Raw genomic sequence first — 19,143 nt, 5'->3', positions numbered from 1 at the left:
TTTGGGGTTCTATCTGCGACTAAAGTGCCTTCCTCATCCCATCTTCTTAGGGTTTGGATGGAAACACCCAGTGTTTTAGCTGCAACGCCAATACTAACATATCTACTCATTTGTATATAATAATATAGAAATAGGTAGATTTCAACTAGCAGTTATTAACCCCTGCAACCGTGCCCATTCTCTTGGCGTCATTTTCCGAATACCTTTCCGATTTACCTCTCCTTTAATTCTAGTAGTTGGAGTAAAGTCTGTAATTCTATGATCTATAACTAAATTACGCTCTCTCCCCATTCCACCTACAACTATGGCATTGGCAATTGCGTGATCTGGAATAATAGCGTAACCAAAACCATTTCCTTTATTTTCATGTCGAGCTTTATGCTTTTCCAAGGTATCTAAATACTGTGTAGATAAGTAATATTTAGTAGGTACAACCTGAGTTTCCTTTATATCGGCAAAACAGGTTTTTTTATTTAATGGTTGTGGATAAGAGAAATTTTGAATTCCAGTATCTTTATGGAAGCCTACAATAAAAATTCGCTCTCTATTTTGGGGAACACCAAAATCTTTAGCATTTATAATTTGAGGCTCAGCAACGTAGTAACCTAAATCATCTCTTAATGTTTTTAAAATAGTTTTAAGTGTATTTCCCTTATCATGACTAATTAAGCCTTTAACATTTTCTAAAAAGAAAGCTTTAGGTTGTTTCCGTTTTATAATATCCGCAACGTCAAAAAATAGCGTACCGCGTGTATCTTCAAATCCAGATCTTTTACCTGCAATTGAAAAAGCCTGACAAGGGAAGCCTCCACATAAAATATCGAAATGATCAGGTATCGCATTTTTAGTAGACTCTAAAGTGATATCACCATAAGGCGTTTCACCAAAATTGACGGAATATGTTTTTTGGGCATATAGGTCTATTTCTGATGAAAATACGCACTCGCCACCAAGATTTTGTAACGCTAGCCGAAATCCACCAATTCCTGCGAATAGGTCAATAAATTTAAATTTACTTGGGTATTCTGGATAAAAAGGGATTGATTCAAAGAGGGAAAGGTTTTCCTCTTTGTTTACCACTAATTCACCATGAGCCTTTAAAACTTTTGGACTAGTAGAGTTCATCTCAAACCTTCAAGGCGATACAATAACAAAGACATTACAATAACAAAATTTACCTTAAATAGCATGCAGTGCAAGACACAAGCTGTCGCTCTAGCACAATATTCGATAAGCGTTAGGACAGATGCCTGAGCTGAACTCAAATCACAAAAACGCTTCCAACACCGAATTTAAAAACACATGCCCTTGCGCAGTACATGCCAATCGCTTCGGATCATCCTGCAACAATTGCCGCTGACGCAATGTATTTAAAATATCCTGCAAATCATCCAAGTTTAAACCTGTGTGGGCAGTATACAAGTTTGCCTCAACCCCATCATTCAGGCGCAGTGCATTCATCATAAATTCAAATGGCAACTCATCGGCTGCAATTGCTTTAAACTGCAAGTTTTCCGCAGGTACTTTGGCTAAGTAATCTTTCGGCAAACGGGTTTTTTGGAAGCGATACACACCATCATGCAAAGTCACTTTGCCATGCGCCCCCGCACCTATCGCCAAATAATCGCCAAACTGCCAATAATTTAAATTATGTGCAGACGGCAACTCTTTACGCCATGCAGACACTTCATAATTCACAAAACCTTGCGCAGTTAAATAGGCTTCACCCTGCGCTTGAATTTCTTCCAAGACATCATCTACAGGTAAAATTGGCTGAGTGCGGAAAAAAACAGTATTAGGCTCAATAGTCAATTGATACCATGAAATATGCGTTGCACCATGTTCCACTGCCAGTTTTAAATCCTGCAGTGCTTGCTGCAAAGTCTGTTCAGGCAAGCCATGCATTAAATCGACATTAATTCGCTGAAAGCCCGCTTCACGCGCCAAGCCAATTGCGGCAATCGCATCATCATTAGAATGAATACGCCCTAATTTTTTTAAATGCTCAGTATTAAAACTCTGCACGCCAATCGACAAACGGTTAATGCCTGCAGCCAAATAATCTGCAAAGGGATCATGCTCCACTGTTCCCGGATTAGCTTCCAACGTAATTTCGCAGTCATCTTCAAAAGCTAGCACGGCTTTCAGCTGTGTAAATAACCATTGATACCCCTGTGCTGAAATTAGCGAAGGTGTGCCACCGCCAATAAAAACACTGTGAATTTTCCGCCCCTGCGCAAACTGAGTCTGGGTTTTAAAATCTTCCAGCAAAGCCTGTAGATATTCCTGTTCTAAATCTAAACTCAACTTACCGTCAGGCACAGCATGTGAATTAAAATCACAATACGGACACTTACGCACGCACCACGGCATGTGAATATATAAAGATAAAGGAATATCAATGGGTTGAAGTGGATTCAAAGACAGACTCAATGCAAAATCAAAACAGTGATACAGATTTTAACATGACTACAGCAGGACACTGATGTATTCCCTAGAATTTGCTTTAGACTAGAATCTGTTTAATAAGAAAAAATGTGAAAATGATGAAGATATCCAGCCAATTACTCTTAATTTTGCCACTGGCGATGGGCATCGGGATTGCAATGGCCTTTCAAACTGCAATCAACAGCCAATTGCGTGAATATTTATATTCTCCGTTACAAGCTGCCCTTTTCTCTTTTTTGGTTGGTACAATAGTTTTAGCCATACTGGTATTTTTTCAGCAAGTCGAAAAACCCAACCTCAGCACCTTGCTCAACATCCCATGGTATTTATGGATTGGCGGATGTCTAGGGGTTTATGCCATCAGCATGAGTATTTATAGTGCTCCAAAACTAAGTTTACTCACTTTATCTGGGGTGATTATTTTTGGACAAATGGTCACATCAATGCTGATTGATCATTTTGGGTTCTTGGGCACTGATAAAGTCAGTATCAATTGGCAACGTCTTTTAGGTAGCGTGGTGATTTTTATTGGTGTGCTTCTCACTTTACAACGCTAATACCCAAACGCTAAGCACCTCATGCATTGAGATTTTTTGTGTCAAATATACATTCTGTGACCACGACCCGTTTTGAATTAAAACAGCTTTTTCAACTGATGATTCCAATTTTGGTCACACAATTTGCGCAAGCAGGTTTAGGTCTGATTGATACCATTATGGCAGGTCACATGTCTGCCACCGACTTAGCTGCTATTGCCGTTGGGGTCGGTTTGTGGATGCCCATTATGCTGCTGTTCAGTGGCATTATGATTGCTACCACACCCTTAGTCGCCGAGGCTAAAGGCGCGCGTACCCCAGAAAAAATTGCAACCATCGCCCGTCAGTCTTTATGGATTGCGTTTATTTTAGGTGTGATTGCAGGGCTGATTTTACAGCTCATGCCTGCACTATTGCCATTATTTGGTGTGCCTGAAAATTTACAGCCCAAAGCAGGCTTATTTTTACATGCCATCGGTTTTGGGATGCCTGCCGTGACCATGTATGCCGCTTTGCGCGGTTATTCAGAAGCACTGGGCTATCCACGCCCTGTGACCGTAATTAGTCTGTTGGCATTGGCTTTATTGGTTCCACTGAACTTTATGTTTATGTATGGTTGGGGGCCTCTGCCTGAACTGGGCAGTGCGGGTTGTGGTTTTGCCACTGCTATTTTGCAATGGTTAATGTTTATAACTTTGGCATTTTATATTTTTAAAAGTCGCGCCTATCAAAGCACACAGGTATTTAGCCAATGGGAAGCGATTGATGCGGTCTGGATTAAACGCATTTTGCTATTAGGACTACCAATTGGTTTAGCCATTTTCTTTGAAGTGAGTATTTTTAGTACTGCCGCCATTGTAATCAGTCCTTTGGGAGAAACCAAACTGGCAGCCCATCAAATTGCCATGTCAGTCACATCTCAGTTATTTATGATTCCCATGTCTTTGGCAATTGCCCTGACCATTCGTATTGGCACATATTATGGCGAACAAAATATTCACGCCATGCGTAAAGTACAAGGCTTAGGCTTTGCAACTGCAACTGTATTTGCCTTTTCTACAATGACGCTGATGTGGTTTTTCCGTCCTGAAATCATTTCAATTTACACCCGCGACCCGCAAGTGGCGCAAGTGACGATGTCTCTATTATTATTTGCGATTGCCTATCAACTCATGGATGCATGGCAAATTAGCGCAGCAGGTTGTTTGCGTGGCATGCAAGACACTCAGGGCCCAATGTGGATTACCATGCTTGCTTATTGGGTTGTGGCTTTCCCCATTGGCGTGTATTTAACTCGTTACAGCAGTATGGGCGCTGCAGGGGTTTGGGTCGGGCTGATTGTCGGTTTAAGCATTGCCTGTGTGTTACTTCTGACCCGTTTATATTTCAACAATCAACGACTGGAACGCCAATTTACAGCATAAACCTCAGCCTACTCACCTACATGCCAAAATACGTTTTGGCACGTGGGTCTTGTGATCAAAAAATACTTTAACAATTAAAAGTAGGCATTTTGCTCACGAACACTTATGATCAAAAGATAGTAAAGATGATCTTGAGGAACATCGCATGGCAAAAACGGCGCGTACACCTGGTCGTCGCTTTATGAAACTTGCGAGCATGACAGCAAGTATTGCAACCAAAACGGTATCGAACTCGATTAAAAACCTCACCGCAGATGAAGAACAAAAAAATGCGGCACGCAGCCAATTGTTTCAGGATATTGGTATCCAAATTGCTGATACCTTAGGCGAAATGAAAGGTGCGGTGATGAAAGTCGGGCAAATTGCCTCGCAATATAAAGATATTTTTCCGCCTGAAGTTGCCAAAGCCATCAGTAAATTACAGCGCCAAGCACCTGCCATGCCTTTTGCTGAAATTAAGGCACAAGTTGAAAAAGAACTTGGTAAACCGCTCGACAAAATTTTTAAACACTTTGATGAAACTCCGTTTGCAGCCGCATCTATTGGGCAAGTGCATAAAGCCATTTTACCCAATGGCGAGCAAGTGGTGGTCAAAGTGCAATATCCTGGGGTCGATGAAGCCTGCGAAAGTGACCTGAAACAAGTCCGTTTGGCACTGCGTTTAATGGGTGTACTTAAAATAGACCGTAAATTACAAGACCGTCTATTTCAGGAAATTCAGGAAAGTTTAGACAATGAGCTGAACTACCAGATTGAGGCACAAAACCTAGAAGTAGCGCGTACCTTTCACGCGGCTTTGGATGATAAAATTATTATCCCACAAGTGTTTAAAGACTATTCTTCGCGGCATATTCTCACCTTAAGTTTGGAACAAGGTGAAAATATAGAAACGGCAAGCACATGGTCACAGCGTACCCGCAACACTTTGGGACGACGTTTATTGCGTGCCATGGGTCAAGAAATCTTTTATTTAAAACGCTTTCATTGCGACCCGCATCCGGGCAACTTTGCGTTCCGCCAAGATGGTTCTGTGGTGATTTATGATTACGGCGGCGTCAAAACTCTATCGAATGATGTAGTGCATCATTTTCGACAACTGATTCATGCTGCGCGTGCGCAAGATATTGCCGAAATTGAACAGCATCTAGATGCACTGCAGGCAATTTCTGCATTGGGTAAATTCCCTGAAGATTTATATTTGCAATGGTTAGAAGTGCTGATGCGTCCGCTAACCACACATTATGATTTTGCTGAAAATTCTGCCCATCATGATGGCGTTGAGTTGGTCAAAAGTTCATTGAAATATTGGGATGTGTTTAAGCCTTCTCCCGATACCTTAATGGTGAATCGAACTGTTTCAGGGCATTATTGGAATTTAATTCATTTAAAAGTACATGATAATTTAAATGATATTTTTGAGGAGTTGGTTCCACCGCGAGCTTAGACTCAACTTTGGACTCAGCAAAGGATGCTGAAAATAAAGCCCAATCTGTTTTATGCTCCGTAACTAAAATTATAATCCAGACAAAAAATCCTCCCAAATGTAGGAGGATTTTTTGTTATCTAAACCGATTCATTCAAGTTGAAACGATGAAATTCAAATTATTGAATTTCAAGGTGTTTGATTAAGCATTCCAGATCATCGGCAGACAGTTGTCCAATATAAGTGAGTTGTGTTTTTTGGATAGGCAGCTGATATGTTTGTACTGTATCAATCCACGATGGCTTTTTTAAACCAGCCTGTTGCCAGTTTTTAATTTCCACATATTTGCTTTTAATAAAAGCAGACTTATTTTCGTACTGACTACTTAAACGAAATACAACATAGTCGGTGTCCGTTTGGCGAATATACAACACAGGTCTGGTCTTACCCTCGGCAATATCTGTAAAGCCAACATAAGCCCAATAGAGTTGTTGGGTCATTAGTAGCCGCCATCATCTTCTAAAAAAGCAGCAGCATCAGCAGCGCTAGACACTTTTACACTAGGAACATTATGGCTCATCGCGATTAATCTTGCTGTATTCAAATCCTCGTCACTCACCTGAGTCGTGACAGGTATTTTGCCAGTTCGTGCAATTTCAGCATAAACCATGCTCATTACAGTAGCAGGCGTCAGACCAACTTTTGTCATAATGTATTCTGCTGATTCCATAATTGCCTGATCAACCGTGTATTGAACCCGTTTTTTTACCAATGTTGTCATCATATGCTCCATTTATACCACTAAATGCCATTTTATGCCTTAAAATGGCACGGGTCAAACTTGTTCTTACGATGCCTTTTCACTTCAAATAGAAAAAATTATTTAATCTGTGCAGACACTATTCCCTCAATGAAAGCCCTTATACAACGGGTTTAGAAAAAGATTGGATAATTTTTATGTAAAACTCACTAGAAAGAATGCATGTGGGTTTTATTTGCCAAATCAAATGTTATGTTATAACATTTACTTAAATATACACTTAGTTTGGAGAAATCTCATGCGTCCGAATATCCACCCAGAATATCGTGAAGTTTTATTTCACGACACCAACGCCAATGCCTATTTTGTGATTGGCAGCACCTTACAAAGCAGCCAAAGTAAAGAATATGAAGGCAAAGTATATCCTTATGTGACTTTGGATATTTCAAGCGCATCGCATCCGTTCTACACAGGCGAACAACGTCAAACCAGCAATGAAGGACGTGTGGCAAGCTTCAACAAACGCTTTGCACGTTTCAAACGCTAAGCTTGAGTTTTATTGCAAAATCTCACAATCACTTCATATTCAGTTAAGTTTTCTGTTTTATATTTAAAACATAGCAAGATTGATCATCGAAACGATGGGATATTCTCTATCTTCAAAGCCCAAGCACTCTCCTCCAGCTTGGGCTTCTTTTTATTTATAATTTTTATCTAATGGATTTTTCTACTCAACGATTGATTTGGTACAGACCCTAATCTAATGTTTTAAAAACTGTTGAATCACATAAAAACCCAATCCCAGCAACATCACTCCCAAAACCACACTGGAAAGCGCATAACTAAACGCCATACCTTGCTGTCCATGTCTTAAGAGTTGCCAAGTTTCCAAACTAAAACTGGAAAAAGTGGTAAAGCCACCTAAAATACCTACCATCAGTAATAAGCGGGCTTCCTGCTGCAACACAGGATATTTCTGACTCAATGCAAAAAATACACCTGCCAAAAAGCAGCCAAACAGATTGACCGACCACGTTGCCCATGGAAAATGCTGTGCCGATTTAAATAAATACAGGCTTGCGGCATAACGTAAACTTGCCCCCAATGCACCACCAATTGCCACCAATAGCCAATTCATCTGTTCTACTGTCCTTTTTGCGGCTATGTCGTGTATTTCTCACAGCCATAATTTTTAGTCACATGTGATCTCTCTCTGTATTTCAAGATATTCTTGCCCGAAGCATCCATATCTTTGCTCAGATTTTACATCTTCCTAAATCACATAAGTTAAATACACGAAAAAGTTTTCCACTCAAAACCAAATTGCGCTAGTCTGCATATTATTTCAATTTAGGCACATGTGGAGGATGTCATGGCAAAAGAATTATTGGCTCAAGTTGAGGCAGGCAGTGCAACATTTGCCGATGTGATTGCATTCATTGAAGCACACTATAACCACACCCCAACCGCATTTAAAAATGGACAACAAAACAATGCGGCCACTGAAAATCAGGGCAGCGCCAAAGTGTTTTCTTTTGCTCAGTTAAAAGGTTTAGATCAGGCACAAACCCTCAGTTTGTTTGCAGAACACTATGCCTCGGTACGTGCAAACCCGACAAGCAGTGACCACCAAAATATTCGCCAGTTTATGCAACATGGTTGGGATGGCATCCAATTTGAAGGACAAGCACTCAGCGCCAAATAATTTTTAGTATTTTAGTTTTAAATTTAGATAGGAAAGCCGTGCGATACTGATTATAAACAGCCTCACACGGCTTTTTATTTTAAGAAAATTATAGATTTTTTGCTGCTAAATCTCACAACAATTCAAGCTGTTTAGCATAATCAAACATATCAAGAAATACGCACCCGACATTGCCATTCTTGTATTGCGGTTTTTTCCCATGCACGGGCATGTTTCACGTGGAGCAATTCCTGACCAGCCTTGACTGCCTGAAAATAAAATATTTTTTGTCCACCTTGCCCTACTTGAGCAGAAGATGAAGCTTCAGCAGTATGATAAATACTTTCTACATCAAATAGCTTCAGTGACTCTACCAAACTCCATTGATAGCCTGTACTTGGGTTTTCATTCAGTTGTAATTCTAAAGTTTGTCCGACATCCATCTCTAACAATGCGGGACATTGCTGCTGCGCTGTAAATTTAAAAGTTTGCCCATCAATGCTTGAATTCATACCTGTGCATGCGCTTAAGCCCAATGCCACAACACATCCACTCAAACCCATGCGCAAATAGCAATTCATCACCCTGTCCTAACTTTTAACCTTTTCAATCCACTGAATTGAACTGACGCGAAATACTTCGCACGCACCATCCCCCGTATCGGTAGGGGTAAGCGATGACGTCCAAACCAAGTCGTGATCTTTCACTTCAACCAACTCACCTTTTAAACGTACCAAATCACCTCGTTTTACTTTTTGAATGTCTTTGGCAATTTTTGGGTTGGCAGGAATGATGTGCATATTAGATACCATTTGCATGGCTTGTTCAGCAGGCACAGGTAAACGGTCTATTTTCCAGTTTAAATAGCGGTCATATTGATTGACTGTGATATGACGGGCAATTTCAGGCTCAGCAAACAAGCCCCAACTCACCGCATAATCAATCGGAGAAAATTTGGCTTGGGCATCATCTTGATAGATTTTTGAACCCAAAATCCGAAAATCACCTTTAAAGGGTTGCAACACTTCAATCGACTGACTTTTCAATACAGGAGGCAGACCTTTGGCAATATTACGCTCGACTGAGGCATAGACAGAACATGGCAAAGCCAAAGTCATTAACAATGCCATAAGTTTTAGCGAAATATGTGTGTTCATTCTAAAGTCTACCTAACAAATTCATCTATCTATATTTATCTTAATCACAGATTATGAATACAATAGTTGAAATTGGTAACAAAATGCAGTCATTGGCTTATTCTGGCATGACCAAAAACCTGTAATTTCAGCTAAGCTTAGGGTCATAAAATCCATAATCAGATCTGCACATGCTCTTTGACATCCTCCCCGACCTAAAGGACGGAGATTCCTACTGCTAGACGCTCATGCCCGAGCGCAAGAATATTCAGTGCGGAATTTACATCCCGATCATGGAGCGTACCGCACTCCACACACTGCCATTCTCTTATTCCAAGTCCTGCTCTACCTTCCGGACTACTGGAGCGTGAGCCACAGCACGAACAAATTTGGGTGGTATAGGCTTCATTGACTTCTTCATAACATACCCCTGCGTTCTCGCATTTATACTTGAGCATGGTTCTTAGTGTTGTCCAACTGGCATCTAGCACTGATTTAGCCAATCTGGTTTGTGCTAATGCTTTGGCATTCACATTGCCAACGAAGATGGCTGCATGTTCATTCACCAGTTTTCGGCTGAATTGATGCAGCATGTTTTGTCTTACATTTTTAATCTTGGCATGGATGGCTTTGACACGTTTCTTATTTTTTGCACGTTGAGCAATACCAAGTTTTTGTTCATATTGCCGATAGATTTGAGGTGCTTTAAGTTTTACGCCATCTGAACAAGTCGCTAAATCTTTTAAACCTAGATCAATACCTATGGCTTTGCTTGACGTTGGCTTAGCTTGCTTTGGTGAATCTATAACAAGACAAACATACCAACGTCCACGACTATCTTCTACGAATGTGCCTGTTTTGATATTGTATTGACTTAATCCGTAACTATCCCATAGTTTAAATTGATGCCTGCCATATTCAACATAGCCATCAGCATATTTGATTGCAACCTTTTTAAACGGTATCCAACCCAGTGAACGTCTAGCTGATTGTTTATTACTGACACGCCATTTTAGTTTTGCTTTTTTGAACTGCTTGCGTCTTGTGACCAATTCTTCTGTCACTGCCTGAATAGTTTGACTGTGCAAGTTGCATTCTTTCGATGTGCCTTTCGTGTATTTTGCAAGGTCGTATGCTGAAAAGAATTGTTGTTTACGTTGTAGATGCTTAAAACACAAATCATTGACATAATTCCAGACAAAATTTACTTCGGATGCTAACTGATTTAGCACCTTGCAATGTTTGTCTTTTATGCGTAATTTGAGTGTCTTCATCCAATTATTTTAACAGTATTTTTCTTAATAGTGACTATAGTACAAGTATTTAAAACGACATTTCGTGTCGTTCATATGGTTTACTCCAGTCGCTTATATCCTCGTGCTGAACCACGAGGTTTTACGCTCCAGTGGATAAATTTTTTCAAAAACATATTTTTCCGCACTTGCTGAATCAAGTCATGCAAACCCCATCCTTAATGGATTTGCGACGAGAGCTTTTATTGAGCGTATCGGGAGAAGTTTTGGAAATTGGCTTTGGCACAGGTTTAAATTTACCTTTTTATCAGGGTGTAGATACCGTGTATGCATTAGAACCCAATACAGTAATTTTCCAATTGGCGCAGGAACCAATTGATGCAACACCGTTCGTGGTTGAGCAGATCACCGCAAGCGCAGAACAATTGCCTTTTGCAAGTAATCAATTGCAGCATGTGGTGTCCACGTGGATTGTGCAGTATTCCAGACCTAGAACAAAGCCTACGAGAGATTTATCGCGTCTTACAACCAGGTGGTACTTTGCACCTCGTAGAACACGTTTTGAATCGACAAAATTTGAATGTTCAGCATTTACAACATCTGCTCACGCCTCTTCAAAAAAAAGTTGCAGATGGCTGTCACTTAAACCGTGACATTGAAATTGCCCTACTCGAAACTGGTTTTGAATTGGGTGAAGTCCAATATATTGATATTGCAGGCATTCCAAGTCTTGCACAGCGCATGTTATTGGCGCGAGTACATAAACCTCTTTAATCACAATCCTCAAAATCAATCCGAATGGTTTCAAAACGCAGTCTGCCCTGCTGAATGGCCTGCGCAATTGCTTGCTGACCTTTGGTCAAACGTGCGCCACCACTTTTAATATCAATTAGGACGATTGCAATATCTTCGGCATGCCCATTGCCATCCCGATAATCGGTATAGCCATCAAACACGATATAATCAACAGGATCACCTAAAAATTTGGCATCGCTCGGTAAATACTGAAATTCGGGCATAATCGGTGCTAATTGCTCTGCCATTTTGCCTTTCAGTACCGCACGACTGGTATTTACACTGCGCTTTTGTGCCTGCAATAATGCCTGCTGATGTGACAGTTCAATTTCTGCAATATATTGTTCATACTCGGCTTTAATCCGTCCATTGCGGCTATTGCTTAAAATTAAGGTGGTCAGCACCACGCCTATACAGGCACCAATCAGCATCGCCATCCAGATTGACATAAAACCTTCCTAAACCTTTTTTGCAGAACTCGATACGACTTTTGTCAACTGTCATATTCCGAGCACAAAACAATGATATGCTAGGGATGAGCAGATTAAAATCGATTCGAGGGTCATGAAAACTATATTAATTGCCAACCAAAAAGGTGGCTGTGGAAAAACCATTACGGCTATTAGTTTAGCATCTGCGCTTGCACAAAAAGGCTATAAAGTTGCTTTGGCGGATGCCGACAATCAAAAATCTGCGCTGCAATGGTTAAAACAACGACCAGAAACAGCCGCTCCAATTCAAAGTTTAGATTGGCGTCATGAAAAGTCGATTGGCGATGCACCCAAAAACATTGAATATTTAATTATTGATGCACCTGGTGCGTTATCGGGTGAGCATGCCGAGCAGCTGATTAGCGAAGCACATGCCATTATCACACCTCTACAGCCTTCATTTTTTGACATTGACTCCACCCGTCGCTTCTTAAAACACTTACAAGACATTAAGCGGATTCGTAAAGGCAAAGTCCAAATTTTGCTGTTGGCCAATCGGGTCAAACCCAACTCTGCCAGCTCTAAAGATATTCAGGATTTTTTCCAGAAAATCGAGCAACAGCCTGTGGCATGGATTTCAGAACGTGCCGCTTACGGACAATTGGCAATGCAAGGTTTAAGTATTTTTGATAAAACCCAAAAAACTTATCTGCAAATGCAAGATCAATGGCAGCCTGTACTGAATGCCATTGTAGATGACCCTGCTCAATGGTTTTAAAGCCTAGAATCGCCACCGTTTAGAACTTATTCACCAGAACTTACCAAGCTCTCGTTTTCGGGAGCTTTTTTTTCAGTTAATATGGCACATGACCTTAGGAATGTTTCAGTGAATTCAGTGCAACAGTACGCGCCAACATTACAAAAAATTTTATTGTTTGGACTGTTTTTTGTCCTGATCTTTTTGGGTTTTCACATACTCAAATATTTTATTGTTCCTGTTGTTTGGGCAGCAATCATTGCCTATATGAGCTGGCCACTATATCAGTCGGTGCTACGTTTATGCGGTCATCGTCCTACGCTTAGCGCAGCCTTAATGATGCTGATGGTCACGTTGGTGGTCGGCATTCCACTCACTTTTGCCATTTTTATCCTGCAACATGAAGGTCGCAACTTATATTACGAATTACAAAAACAGGTCTTTTCCGGACACTTAAATGTCCCTGATTTCATTCGCAATTTACCTATTATTGGTAAAGAAGTCACCCGCACCCTTAAAGAAATTAATCACGATCCGAACAGCATTGTGCAATCCATTTCCTTATGGATTCAAGGGCATTTAAATTACGGCAAAGTGGTGATTAATGAAGTCAGCAAAAACCTAATCAAACTTGGTTTTGCCCTGCTATCGTTATTCTTTTTCTACCGCGATGGTCACACCATTTTGCATCAAGTCAGCAAAGCTTTGGAAATGGTGATTGGGCCACGTATTCATCACTATTTAGATACTATTTCTGAAACCACACGTGCTGTGGTCTATGGCGTTGGACTCACCGCAATTGCGCAAGCCTTACTCGCAGGCGTGAGCTATTTTGTCGCTGGGGTACCTAATCCGATGGTACTGACCATTGTGACTTTCTTATTTGCCTTAATTCCGTTTGGCCCACCGTTAGCTTATGGTTCGGTGTCGCTGTGGTTATTTAGCCAAGGGCATACCATGGAAGCCATTGGTGTGATGGCGTGGGGCGTGTGTGTGGTCAGCACTGCTGATAACGTGATTCGTCCTTTGGTGATTTCCGGTGCCACTCAAATTCCATTCCTGTTGATCATGTTTGGAGTTTTAGGTGGAATTGCCAGTTTTGGTCTGATTGGTCTATTTATTGGCCCTGTGATTTTGGCAGTCTTACTCGCTATTTGGCGTGAGTGGTTGCATGAAAACAACAATGAAGGATTAATGATGCCCAAAGCTACCCTTGCGCATGATCTCCCTGAAGACGATTCATCATCCAATTCAAAGCTTGATTAAGCTGTTTTACTGATCATATTGCTCACATGGCTGTGTTGATCTGAATAAATCAGCTCAACACAGTACATACATACTACTACGCAAACGTTGTATTGTAACGGAGCTAACTTTGCTTCAATCAAGACATCCCTAAATATTATGCACAACAAACAGGATGTCTTTTATGCGCTCAATACTCCAATTTGCTAGTCTTGCTGCTTTTAGTGGTCTCGTACTCATGGGCTGCAGCACCACTGCAACCTCACAAGAAAAATCAAAATTAGTGAAAATGCATGCTGTTTCAGCACAAGGTATTGGCAAAGAATTAGGTACGGTTGAACTGCGTGACAGTGCAGCAGGCTTAGTTATTCACACCCAACTCCAGCAACTCCCTGCAGGTGAACGTGGTTTTCATATCCATGAAAAAGGTTCATGTGCAGCAGCAGAAAAAGATGGAAAAATGGTTGCTGCTTTGGCAGCGGGCGGTCATTTTAATCCGAAAAATGTCCCGCATCATGGTACACCACTAACAGGACATTTAGGTGATTTACCTGCTTTAAGTGTTGCAAGCGATGGAACAGCCAAAGTAACCGTGATTGCACCACGTTTAACATTGGCACAAGTTGAAGGATTGGCCTTGATGATTCATGCAGGCGGCGATAACTATGCCGACCATCCAAAACCTTTGGGTGGTGGTGGTGAACGAATCGCCTGTGGGGTCATTTAAGCCCGCTTTATACATTTTCAATAAAACATTTAAAATCAATTGTGGATAAGTTGAGGGTTATACACATGCCTTTCGACTTATCCACAAAAAGTAAAAATCATCTTGTTGTGGATTATTCTAAAAATAAGCTCAATGCTGCTCTTCTCGCTTTATATCAGTCATGTTTCATCTCCACACTTACTAATTTTTGAAAAACTTGCTACGAACTAGCAGAAAACAGCTCAATTTTGCAACCATCGTGTCTAACTCATAAATGTGCAGAGATCACAACCGCTCGCCTTTGCGAATGTCTAAATTTCAGCTACACTGCTTTTTTATCCACTTTAAAAAGATTGGCATGAACATTAAAACATTACGTCTGGTTGGTTTCCTCGAAGGTATTTCATTCTTATTGTTGTTATTTATTGCCATGCCAATGAAATATATGTTCGATAACCCAATTTTAGTGAAATATGTAGGTATGGGTCACGGCGTATTGTTTATCGCGTTTTTAGTGGTGCTTTTTATGGTTTGTGAAAAACAAAAATGGTCTCTTAAAATGTTTATTTTGGGCTTAATTGCATCAATTTTACCTTTTGGCCCATTTGTTTTTGATGCTAAATTGAAAAAGATGGAACAACCTGTAGAGGCTTAATCGACAAGTCCTTTTTAGCTTTCATCACATTACACATTATTTGATATTTGATTTCTAAATCAAATGTTTGCAAGGCGATGCTACATCGCCTTGTTTGATGATACCGCAGAAAAATTTAAACCCTTAAAACTGCCCTGCAGCAACTCGCTCCTGCATCACCTGTTTAAGCATCATGCGTGGCAAACTAAACCACAGCATTATCAGCACCAAACAAGCCACACTATAAGCCCAAATATCAAATTGAATATATAAAACACGTACCAGTTCAATCACAATAAAAAAGCACAGCATCAATAGCATTGAAACACTGGCAGCAACAGTGCCTTTAGACACTTCCGATGACATTAAGGCAAAACGATATAAGACTGAAAAGCTCATCCCCTCACCAAAACTGATCAGGCTCATGCCAATCACCAAGCACCATACAAAATAGCTTTGCCCAATTGCACCCAATACAATCAGCACGCTGCCCAACAACATTAAAGGCAAGCCAATCAAGACTGTTTTACCTAAAGGCAAACGGTCTATGACTTTCATCAGCACCAGATTTCCTAAAATCAAACCACCCAAAACAGGAAACTGCGCCAAACCGTATTGCAGACTGCTAAAGCCTAAATCTTCAACCAACATCACGGGAGATAACGCAATCCACAACATTAAGGGCATGCTCAATAAAGGCAGCGCCAATGTTAGACCTAAGAATCTGGTATTTTGAAAAACTTGCTTAAAATCATCCCAAACATCTCGAAACGGACGTTTAGGAATACTTTGCTGAGTTTCAGGCATTTTGGCTTTCAATCCAAACCAACTCAAAAATGCCAACAGTGCTATGCCAATAAATCCCCAGTGCCAAGAAACATGCTCAATCATAAATGCACCTAAGACTGGGCCTAGCAAGGGAGCAAGTAAAGAGACGTTTGCCATGAGTGCCATGACTTTAATTGCATCACGCTCTGCAAAATTTTCCTGAATAGCCGCATAACCGACTGCACTAATGACCGACAAGCCAAACCCTTGTAAAAAACGGAGGGCTAGGAAACTTTCAATATTCTGAGTTAATAGAATCAATAAGCAGGTCAGAGTAAAAAATGCCACGCCGCCCAATAATACTTTTTTGCGCCCCAAACGGTCAGAGAGTGGCCCCAATAACCACGCCACACAAGCACCCCCCAGCAAATAAAATGACATGGACGAAGCTGCCCATGCACTACTGACACCAAAATCTTGTGTGACGGCCAACATTGCGGGTTGAACCAAGTCATTGCCAATATAAACCGCGAACTCAAACAAGACCAAAGCCAAGGGAAACATGAGTGTGGCACGTTGAATGGTATTTTTTTGCTGCTGTGGCATGAGTTATAAAGGACAAAACGATGCAAGTCAGCCGCGTTTAGCCCATAAAAATAGAAAATTGAGCTGCAGTTTAACAGAGTTGAATGGCAAATTTATGGCGCATTTTTTAAGTCCGTTAAATAAATTGCGGCACTTGATGTGACATCAGACCAAGTTAGGCATCACCTCCTTCAGCGGGTTAAGGCGATACGGTATTGCCCAATTCATAATGTGAAAATACCGAAAGCACAGGATAAAAATCACCCACGGCAAAACGGCTATCATTGCGGTGTAGAAATGCTAGAGTTTTGATGGACATGCTGCGCTCACACGTTTTTGAATAGGATGAAGTCATCCTAAATAAAAGCTGTGGATAACACGAGTATTATCCACAGACGCTTTGTTGCATTTTTAGAACATCATGCAAGATTTATCTAAGCCCTACAGCAATTTAAGGACATTTTTTGCTTTGGAAAGTCTTGGTATTTTTACCACGTGCGCATAAATAAGCGGTTTGCACATCGCCCTGCTGCCATTGTCCATTAATATTTTTAAAGTGATAAATACTACGAATTGAGCGCACCGAATCATCCATTAAGCCTGTTTCGGTAATTTTCACTTCTGCCGCAGTCGGTGCTTCAACACGGTTAAAGTATTGACGAATTTCAACGGTAGCCAATTCTTTACGCAAATCTGGACGTTGTTTGAGTACCTGCGCCAAAGGTGTTTCTGCAGGCGTAACTTGTGAAATAATATTCTGTGTAGTCGCACAGCCTGACAATAACGCAACACCCAATGCGGAAACCGTGATTAAACGCAACATAACTCCTCCAAAATGTTGATTATTATTTATGCTTCTATGATGCCTTGTTCGAACAGAAACGCTAGAGCAGAAATGTAAAATTAAAACAGCGGCATAAAAAAACGCATCACGAGGATGCGTTTTTCAATTCACTTAAATAAATGAAAGGCGAAAGGAATTACAAATCAAATAATTTGCCTGGGTTCATAATGCCTTGAGGGTCAAAAACCTTTTTCAACGCTTTCATATATTCAATTTCTTCAGCTGAACGTGAATATTCCAAATATGGTTTTTTGGTCATGCCTACACCGTGTTCTGCAGAAATAGAACCATCATATTTCTTCACAGTATCAAATACATACTTATTTACCACCTGACATTTGGCAAAGAATTCGTCTTTGCTTAAATCGGCAGGTTTAAGAATGTTCAGGTGCAAGTTACCATCACCAATATGGCCGAACCAGCAAATTTCAAAGTCAGGATAGTTTTCTGCCACAATTGCATCAATTTCCTGAATAAATGCAGGAACATGAGTAATCAATACTGAAATATCGTTTTTATATGGAATAAACGGTGCAATCGACTCAGAAATGTCTTCACGCAAACGCCATAAACTTTCAACTTGGTCTAGGCTTTGGCTCAATACGCCATCCATCACCCAGCCTTGTTCCATACAGTGTTCAAAAATTTCCATCGCCTTGTCCATAATTGGCTCAAATGGCGCTTCAAATTCAAGTAACACGTAGAATGGACATTGGGTTTCAAATGGACGTTGCACATGACCATGATCCAAGACTTTTTGCATCGCCAATTCACCAAAGAATTCAAATGCAGTCAGATCAATTTTAGCTTGGAAAGCATGTAATACAGGCATCACCGAATTAAAATCAGGTACGCCCAACACCATCACTTGCAAATCTTGCGGTTGGCGTTCTAGCTTAATTTCAGCTTCGGTCACTAAGCCAAGTGTGCCTTCACCGCCAATAAATAAATGTTGCAGCGCATAACCTGTTGCGTTTTTGATCATGCCTTTGTTCAGACGCAGGATATCTCCTTTGCCTGTTACCACAGTCAGACCCAACACCCAGTTACGGGTCATGCCGTATTTAATGACTTTAATACCGCCCGCATTGGTACCAATATTACCGCCAATTTGTGAAGAACCTGAAGATGCAAAATCGACTGGATAATACATGCCTTGTTCTTCGGCATAGTTTTGTAGTTGCTCAGTCACCACACCCGCTTGCACACGTACCATACGGTCTGCAGGGAAAAATTCCAAGATTTGGTTCATCTTGTCCATGCTGACTACAATTTCACCATTGGCTGCCACCGCACCCGCAGATAAACCTGTACGTCCGCCCGATGGAGTAATGGCCACATTAAACTGATTCGCCAGTTTTACAATGGCTTGTACTTGCTCTGTGCTTGATGGGAAAACGATGACCGATGGGTTCGGATCAAAATGCTTTGTATGGTCACGACCCCAGTTTTGGAGGCTATCGGCATCCGTTTTAATACGGTTTTCACCGACTATTGCCGTTAATTGGGTCAATAACTCAGGGGTTAAAGCGACTGGAGCATTCATCGTTTGCAGACCTAGCAAGAATTAAACAGGAAGAAAAGCGACTGTCTGCATATCTTGATCAATTTGAAGATGAAGATACTGCAGACTAAATATGTGCATCAAAGCAACAGCGTGGGTTGGCTTTCATGTGCGCCGCTTATTATAAGCGATTTTTTTGAAAAACCTGTG

The 19,143-nt window shown here is 40.9% G+C and carries 22 protein-coding genes and 2 pseudogenes; 10 read left to right on the top strand and 14 right to left on the bottom strand.

Features of this window, described 5'->3' with window-relative positions:
• From ACEO2X_RS00965 to hemW, 3 genes are all read right to left on the bottom strand, one after another.
• A partial coding sequence (locus ACEO2X_RS00965; protein ID WP_317098506.1) for a MerR family DNA-binding transcriptional regulator occupies positions 1 to 110 on the bottom strand: 110 nt, incomplete at its 3' end.
• A gap of 31 nt (positions 111 to 141) precedes the next feature.
• Positions 142 to 1,125, bottom strand: a complete 984-nt coding sequence (locus ACEO2X_RS00960; protein ID WP_180051423.1) for a DNA cytosine methyltransferase — start codon at positions 1,123 to 1,125, stop codon at positions 142 to 144.
• 141 nt (positions 1,126 to 1,266) lie between these two features.
• Positions 1,267 to 2,421 (bottom strand): radical SAM family heme chaperone HemW, encoded by a 1,155-nt coding sequence (hemW, locus tag ACEO2X_RS00955; protein ID WP_371970951.1) that lies wholly within the window; start codon positions 2,419 to 2,421, stop codon positions 1,267 to 1,269.
• Positions 2,422 to 2,543: 122 nt separating this feature from the next.
• On the opposite strand from hemW, the gene ACEO2X_RS00950 reads away from it, so the two are divergent.
• The 3 genes from ACEO2X_RS00950 (at position 2,544) to ACEO2X_RS00940 (ending at position 5,852) form a co-directional block, all read left to right on the top strand.
• On the top strand, positions 2,544 to 3,005 hold the full coding sequence (locus ACEO2X_RS00950; RefSeq protein ID WP_004974605.1) for a DMT family transporter: 462 nt from the start codon (positions 2,544 to 2,546) through the stop codon (positions 3,003 to 3,005).
• A gap of 38 nt (positions 3,006 to 3,043) precedes the next feature.
• Positions 3,044 to 4,408 carry an MATE family efflux transporter gene (locus ACEO2X_RS00945; protein WP_004974603.1) on the top strand — a complete coding sequence of 455 codons (1,365 nt, stop codon included), beginning with the start codon at positions 3,044 to 3,046 and terminating at the stop codon, positions 4,406 to 4,408.
• Positions 4,409 to 4,553: 145 nt separating this feature from the next.
• Entirely contained in the window at positions 4,554 to 5,852 is a 1,299-nt protein-coding gene (locus ACEO2X_RS00940) for an AarF/ABC1/UbiB kinase family protein (RefSeq protein WP_004974602.1), read from the top strand.
• A gap of 158 nt (positions 5,853 to 6,010) precedes the next feature.
• Here ACEO2X_RS00940 and ACEO2X_RS00935 read toward each other — a convergent pair whose 3' ends face one another.
• Positions 6,011 to 6,331, bottom strand: coding sequence for a type II toxin-antitoxin system PemK/MazF family toxin (locus ACEO2X_RS00935; RefSeq protein WP_131260605.1), 321 nt, complete (start codon positions 6,329 to 6,331; stop codon positions 6,011 to 6,013).
• A complete protein-coding gene (locus ACEO2X_RS00930) occupies positions 6,331 to 6,612 on the bottom strand; it encodes a type II toxin-antitoxin system RelB/DinJ family antitoxin (RefSeq protein WP_004974600.1) in 282 nt (93 codons plus the stop codon). Before ACEO2X_RS00930 ends, ACEO2X_RS00935 begins: the two co-directional genes overlap by 1 nt.
• A 277-nt stretch (positions 6,613 to 6,889) precedes the next feature.
• Here ACEO2X_RS00930 and ACEO2X_RS00925 point away from each other — a divergent pair, with 277 nt between their 5' ends.
• Positions 6,890 to 7,138 carry a type B 50S ribosomal protein L31 gene (locus tag ACEO2X_RS00925; protein WP_004974599.1) on the top strand — a complete coding sequence of 83 codons (249 nt, stop codon included), beginning with the start codon at positions 6,890 to 6,892 and terminating at the stop codon, positions 7,136 to 7,138.
• A gap of 213 nt (positions 7,139 to 7,351) precedes the next feature.
• On the opposite strand, the gene crcB is transcribed toward ACEO2X_RS00925, so the two are convergent.
• Positions 7,352 to 7,729: a fluoride efflux transporter CrcB gene (gene crcB / locus ACEO2X_RS00920; RefSeq protein WP_004974593.1), complete on the bottom strand. Its 378-nt coding sequence runs from the start codon at positions 7,727 to 7,729 to the stop codon at positions 7,352 to 7,354.
• Between the two features lie 234 nt (positions 7,730 to 7,963).
• Here crcB and ACEO2X_RS00915 point away from each other — a divergent pair, with 234 nt between their 5' ends.
• Positions 7,964 to 8,296 carry a HopJ type III effector protein gene (locus ACEO2X_RS00915; RefSeq protein ID WP_136144551.1) on the top strand — a complete coding sequence of 111 codons (333 nt, stop codon included), beginning with the start codon at positions 7,964 to 7,966 and terminating at the stop codon, positions 8,294 to 8,296.
• A 149-nt stretch (positions 8,297 to 8,445) separates the two neighbouring features.
• Here ACEO2X_RS00915 and ACEO2X_RS00910 read toward each other — a convergent pair whose 3' ends face one another.
• From ACEO2X_RS00910 to ACEO2X_RS00900, 3 genes are all read right to left on the bottom strand, one after another.
• Complete coding sequence (locus ACEO2X_RS00910; protein ID WP_136144550.1) at positions 8,446 to 8,856, bottom strand: protease inhibitor I42 family protein; 411 nt, start codon at positions 8,854 to 8,856, stop codon at positions 8,446 to 8,448.
• A 9-nt stretch (positions 8,857 to 8,865) separates the two neighbouring features.
• Complete coding sequence (locus tag ACEO2X_RS00905) at positions 8,866 to 9,405, bottom strand: hypothetical protein (RefSeq protein ID WP_371970954.1); 540 nt, start codon at positions 9,403 to 9,405, stop codon at positions 8,866 to 8,868.
• A 221-nt stretch (positions 9,406 to 9,626) separates the two neighbouring features.
• Positions 9,627 to 10,685 (bottom strand): RNA-guided endonuclease InsQ/TnpB family protein, encoded by a 1,059-nt coding sequence (locus tag ACEO2X_RS00900; RefSeq protein ID WP_371970950.1) that lies wholly within the window; start codon positions 10,683 to 10,685, stop codon positions 9,627 to 9,629.
• 182 nt (positions 10,686 to 10,867) lie between these two features.
• On the opposite strand from ACEO2X_RS00900, the pseudogene ACEO2X_RS00895 reads away from it, so the two are divergent.
• Positions 10,868 to 11,438: pseudogene (locus ACEO2X_RS00895) on the top strand (class I SAM-dependent methyltransferase).
• Here the strand turns inward: ACEO2X_RS00895 and ACEO2X_RS00890 are convergent.
• The gene (locus ACEO2X_RS00890; protein ID WP_004974557.1) at positions 11,435 to 11,908 is read right to left on the bottom strand and encodes a Holliday junction resolvase-like protein; all 474 of its coding nucleotides are present in this window, start codon (positions 11,906 to 11,908) and stop codon (positions 11,435 to 11,437) included. The pseudogene ACEO2X_RS00895 and the gene ACEO2X_RS00890 sit on opposite strands and share 4 nt — an antisense overlap.
• A 115-nt stretch (positions 11,909 to 12,023) precedes the next feature.
• Here ACEO2X_RS00890 and ACEO2X_RS00885 point away from each other — a divergent pair, with 115 nt between their 5' ends.
• The 4 genes from ACEO2X_RS00885 to ACEO2X_RS00870 all read left to right on the top strand — a co-directional run bounded on the left by ACEO2X_RS00885 (position 12,024) and on the right by ACEO2X_RS00870 (position 15,253).
• On the top strand, positions 12,024 to 12,668 hold the full coding sequence (locus tag ACEO2X_RS00885) for a ParA family protein (RefSeq protein WP_004974554.1): 645 nt from the start codon (positions 12,024 to 12,026) through the stop codon (positions 12,666 to 12,668).
• Between the two features lie 108 nt (positions 12,669 to 12,776).
• Positions 12,777 to 13,913 (top strand): AI-2E family transporter, encoded by a 1,137-nt coding sequence (locus ACEO2X_RS00880; RefSeq protein WP_004974553.1) that lies wholly within the window; start codon positions 12,777 to 12,779, stop codon positions 13,911 to 13,913.
• Between the two features lie 163 nt (positions 13,914 to 14,076).
• The gene (gene sodC, locus ACEO2X_RS00875) at positions 14,077 to 14,619 is read left to right on the top strand and encodes a superoxide dismutase family protein (protein WP_180043379.1); all 543 of its coding nucleotides are present in this window, start codon (positions 14,077 to 14,079) and stop codon (positions 14,617 to 14,619) included.
• A 337-nt stretch (positions 14,620 to 14,956) separates the two neighbouring features.
• A complete protein-coding gene (locus tag ACEO2X_RS00870) occupies positions 14,957 to 15,253 on the top strand; it encodes a DUF3817 domain-containing protein (RefSeq protein WP_253106488.1) in 297 nt (98 codons plus the stop codon).
• Positions 15,254 to 15,376: 123 nt separating this feature from the next.
• On the opposite strand, the gene ACEO2X_RS00865 is transcribed toward ACEO2X_RS00870, so the two are convergent.
• The 4 genes and pseudogenes from ACEO2X_RS00865 to ACEO2X_RS00850 form a co-directional block, all read right to left on the bottom strand.
• Positions 15,377 to 16,606 carry an MFS transporter gene (locus ACEO2X_RS00865; protein ID WP_286396253.1) on the bottom strand — a complete coding sequence of 410 codons (1,230 nt, stop codon included), beginning with the start codon at positions 16,604 to 16,606 and terminating at the stop codon, positions 15,377 to 15,379.
• Between the two features lie 181 nt (positions 16,607 to 16,787).
• Positions 16,788 to 16,898, bottom strand: a pseudogene (locus ACEO2X_RS00860) (pirin family protein); the annotation flags it as partial.
• Positions 16,899 to 17,036: 138 nt separating this feature from the next.
• Positions 17,037 to 17,408: a hypothetical protein gene (locus tag ACEO2X_RS00855; protein ID WP_004974545.1), complete on the bottom strand. Its 372-nt coding sequence runs from the start codon at positions 17,406 to 17,408 to the stop codon at positions 17,037 to 17,039.
• A 157-nt stretch (positions 17,409 to 17,565) separates the two neighbouring features.
• Positions 17,566 to 18,975 carry an FAD-binding oxidoreductase gene (locus ACEO2X_RS00850; protein WP_004974544.1) on the bottom strand — a complete coding sequence of 470 codons (1,410 nt, stop codon included), beginning with the start codon at positions 18,973 to 18,975 and terminating at the stop codon, positions 17,566 to 17,568.
• Between the last annotated feature and the right edge of the window lie 168 nt (positions 18,976 to 19,143).

This window comes from Acinetobacter sp. AL9 (assembly GCF_041464035.1).
In the GTDB taxonomy this organism is placed as follows: Bacteria; Pseudomonadota; Gammaproteobacteria; order Pseudomonadales; family Moraxellaceae; genus Acinetobacter; species Acinetobacter towneri.
This window is presented reverse-complemented; position numbering and strand designations above follow the sequence as displayed.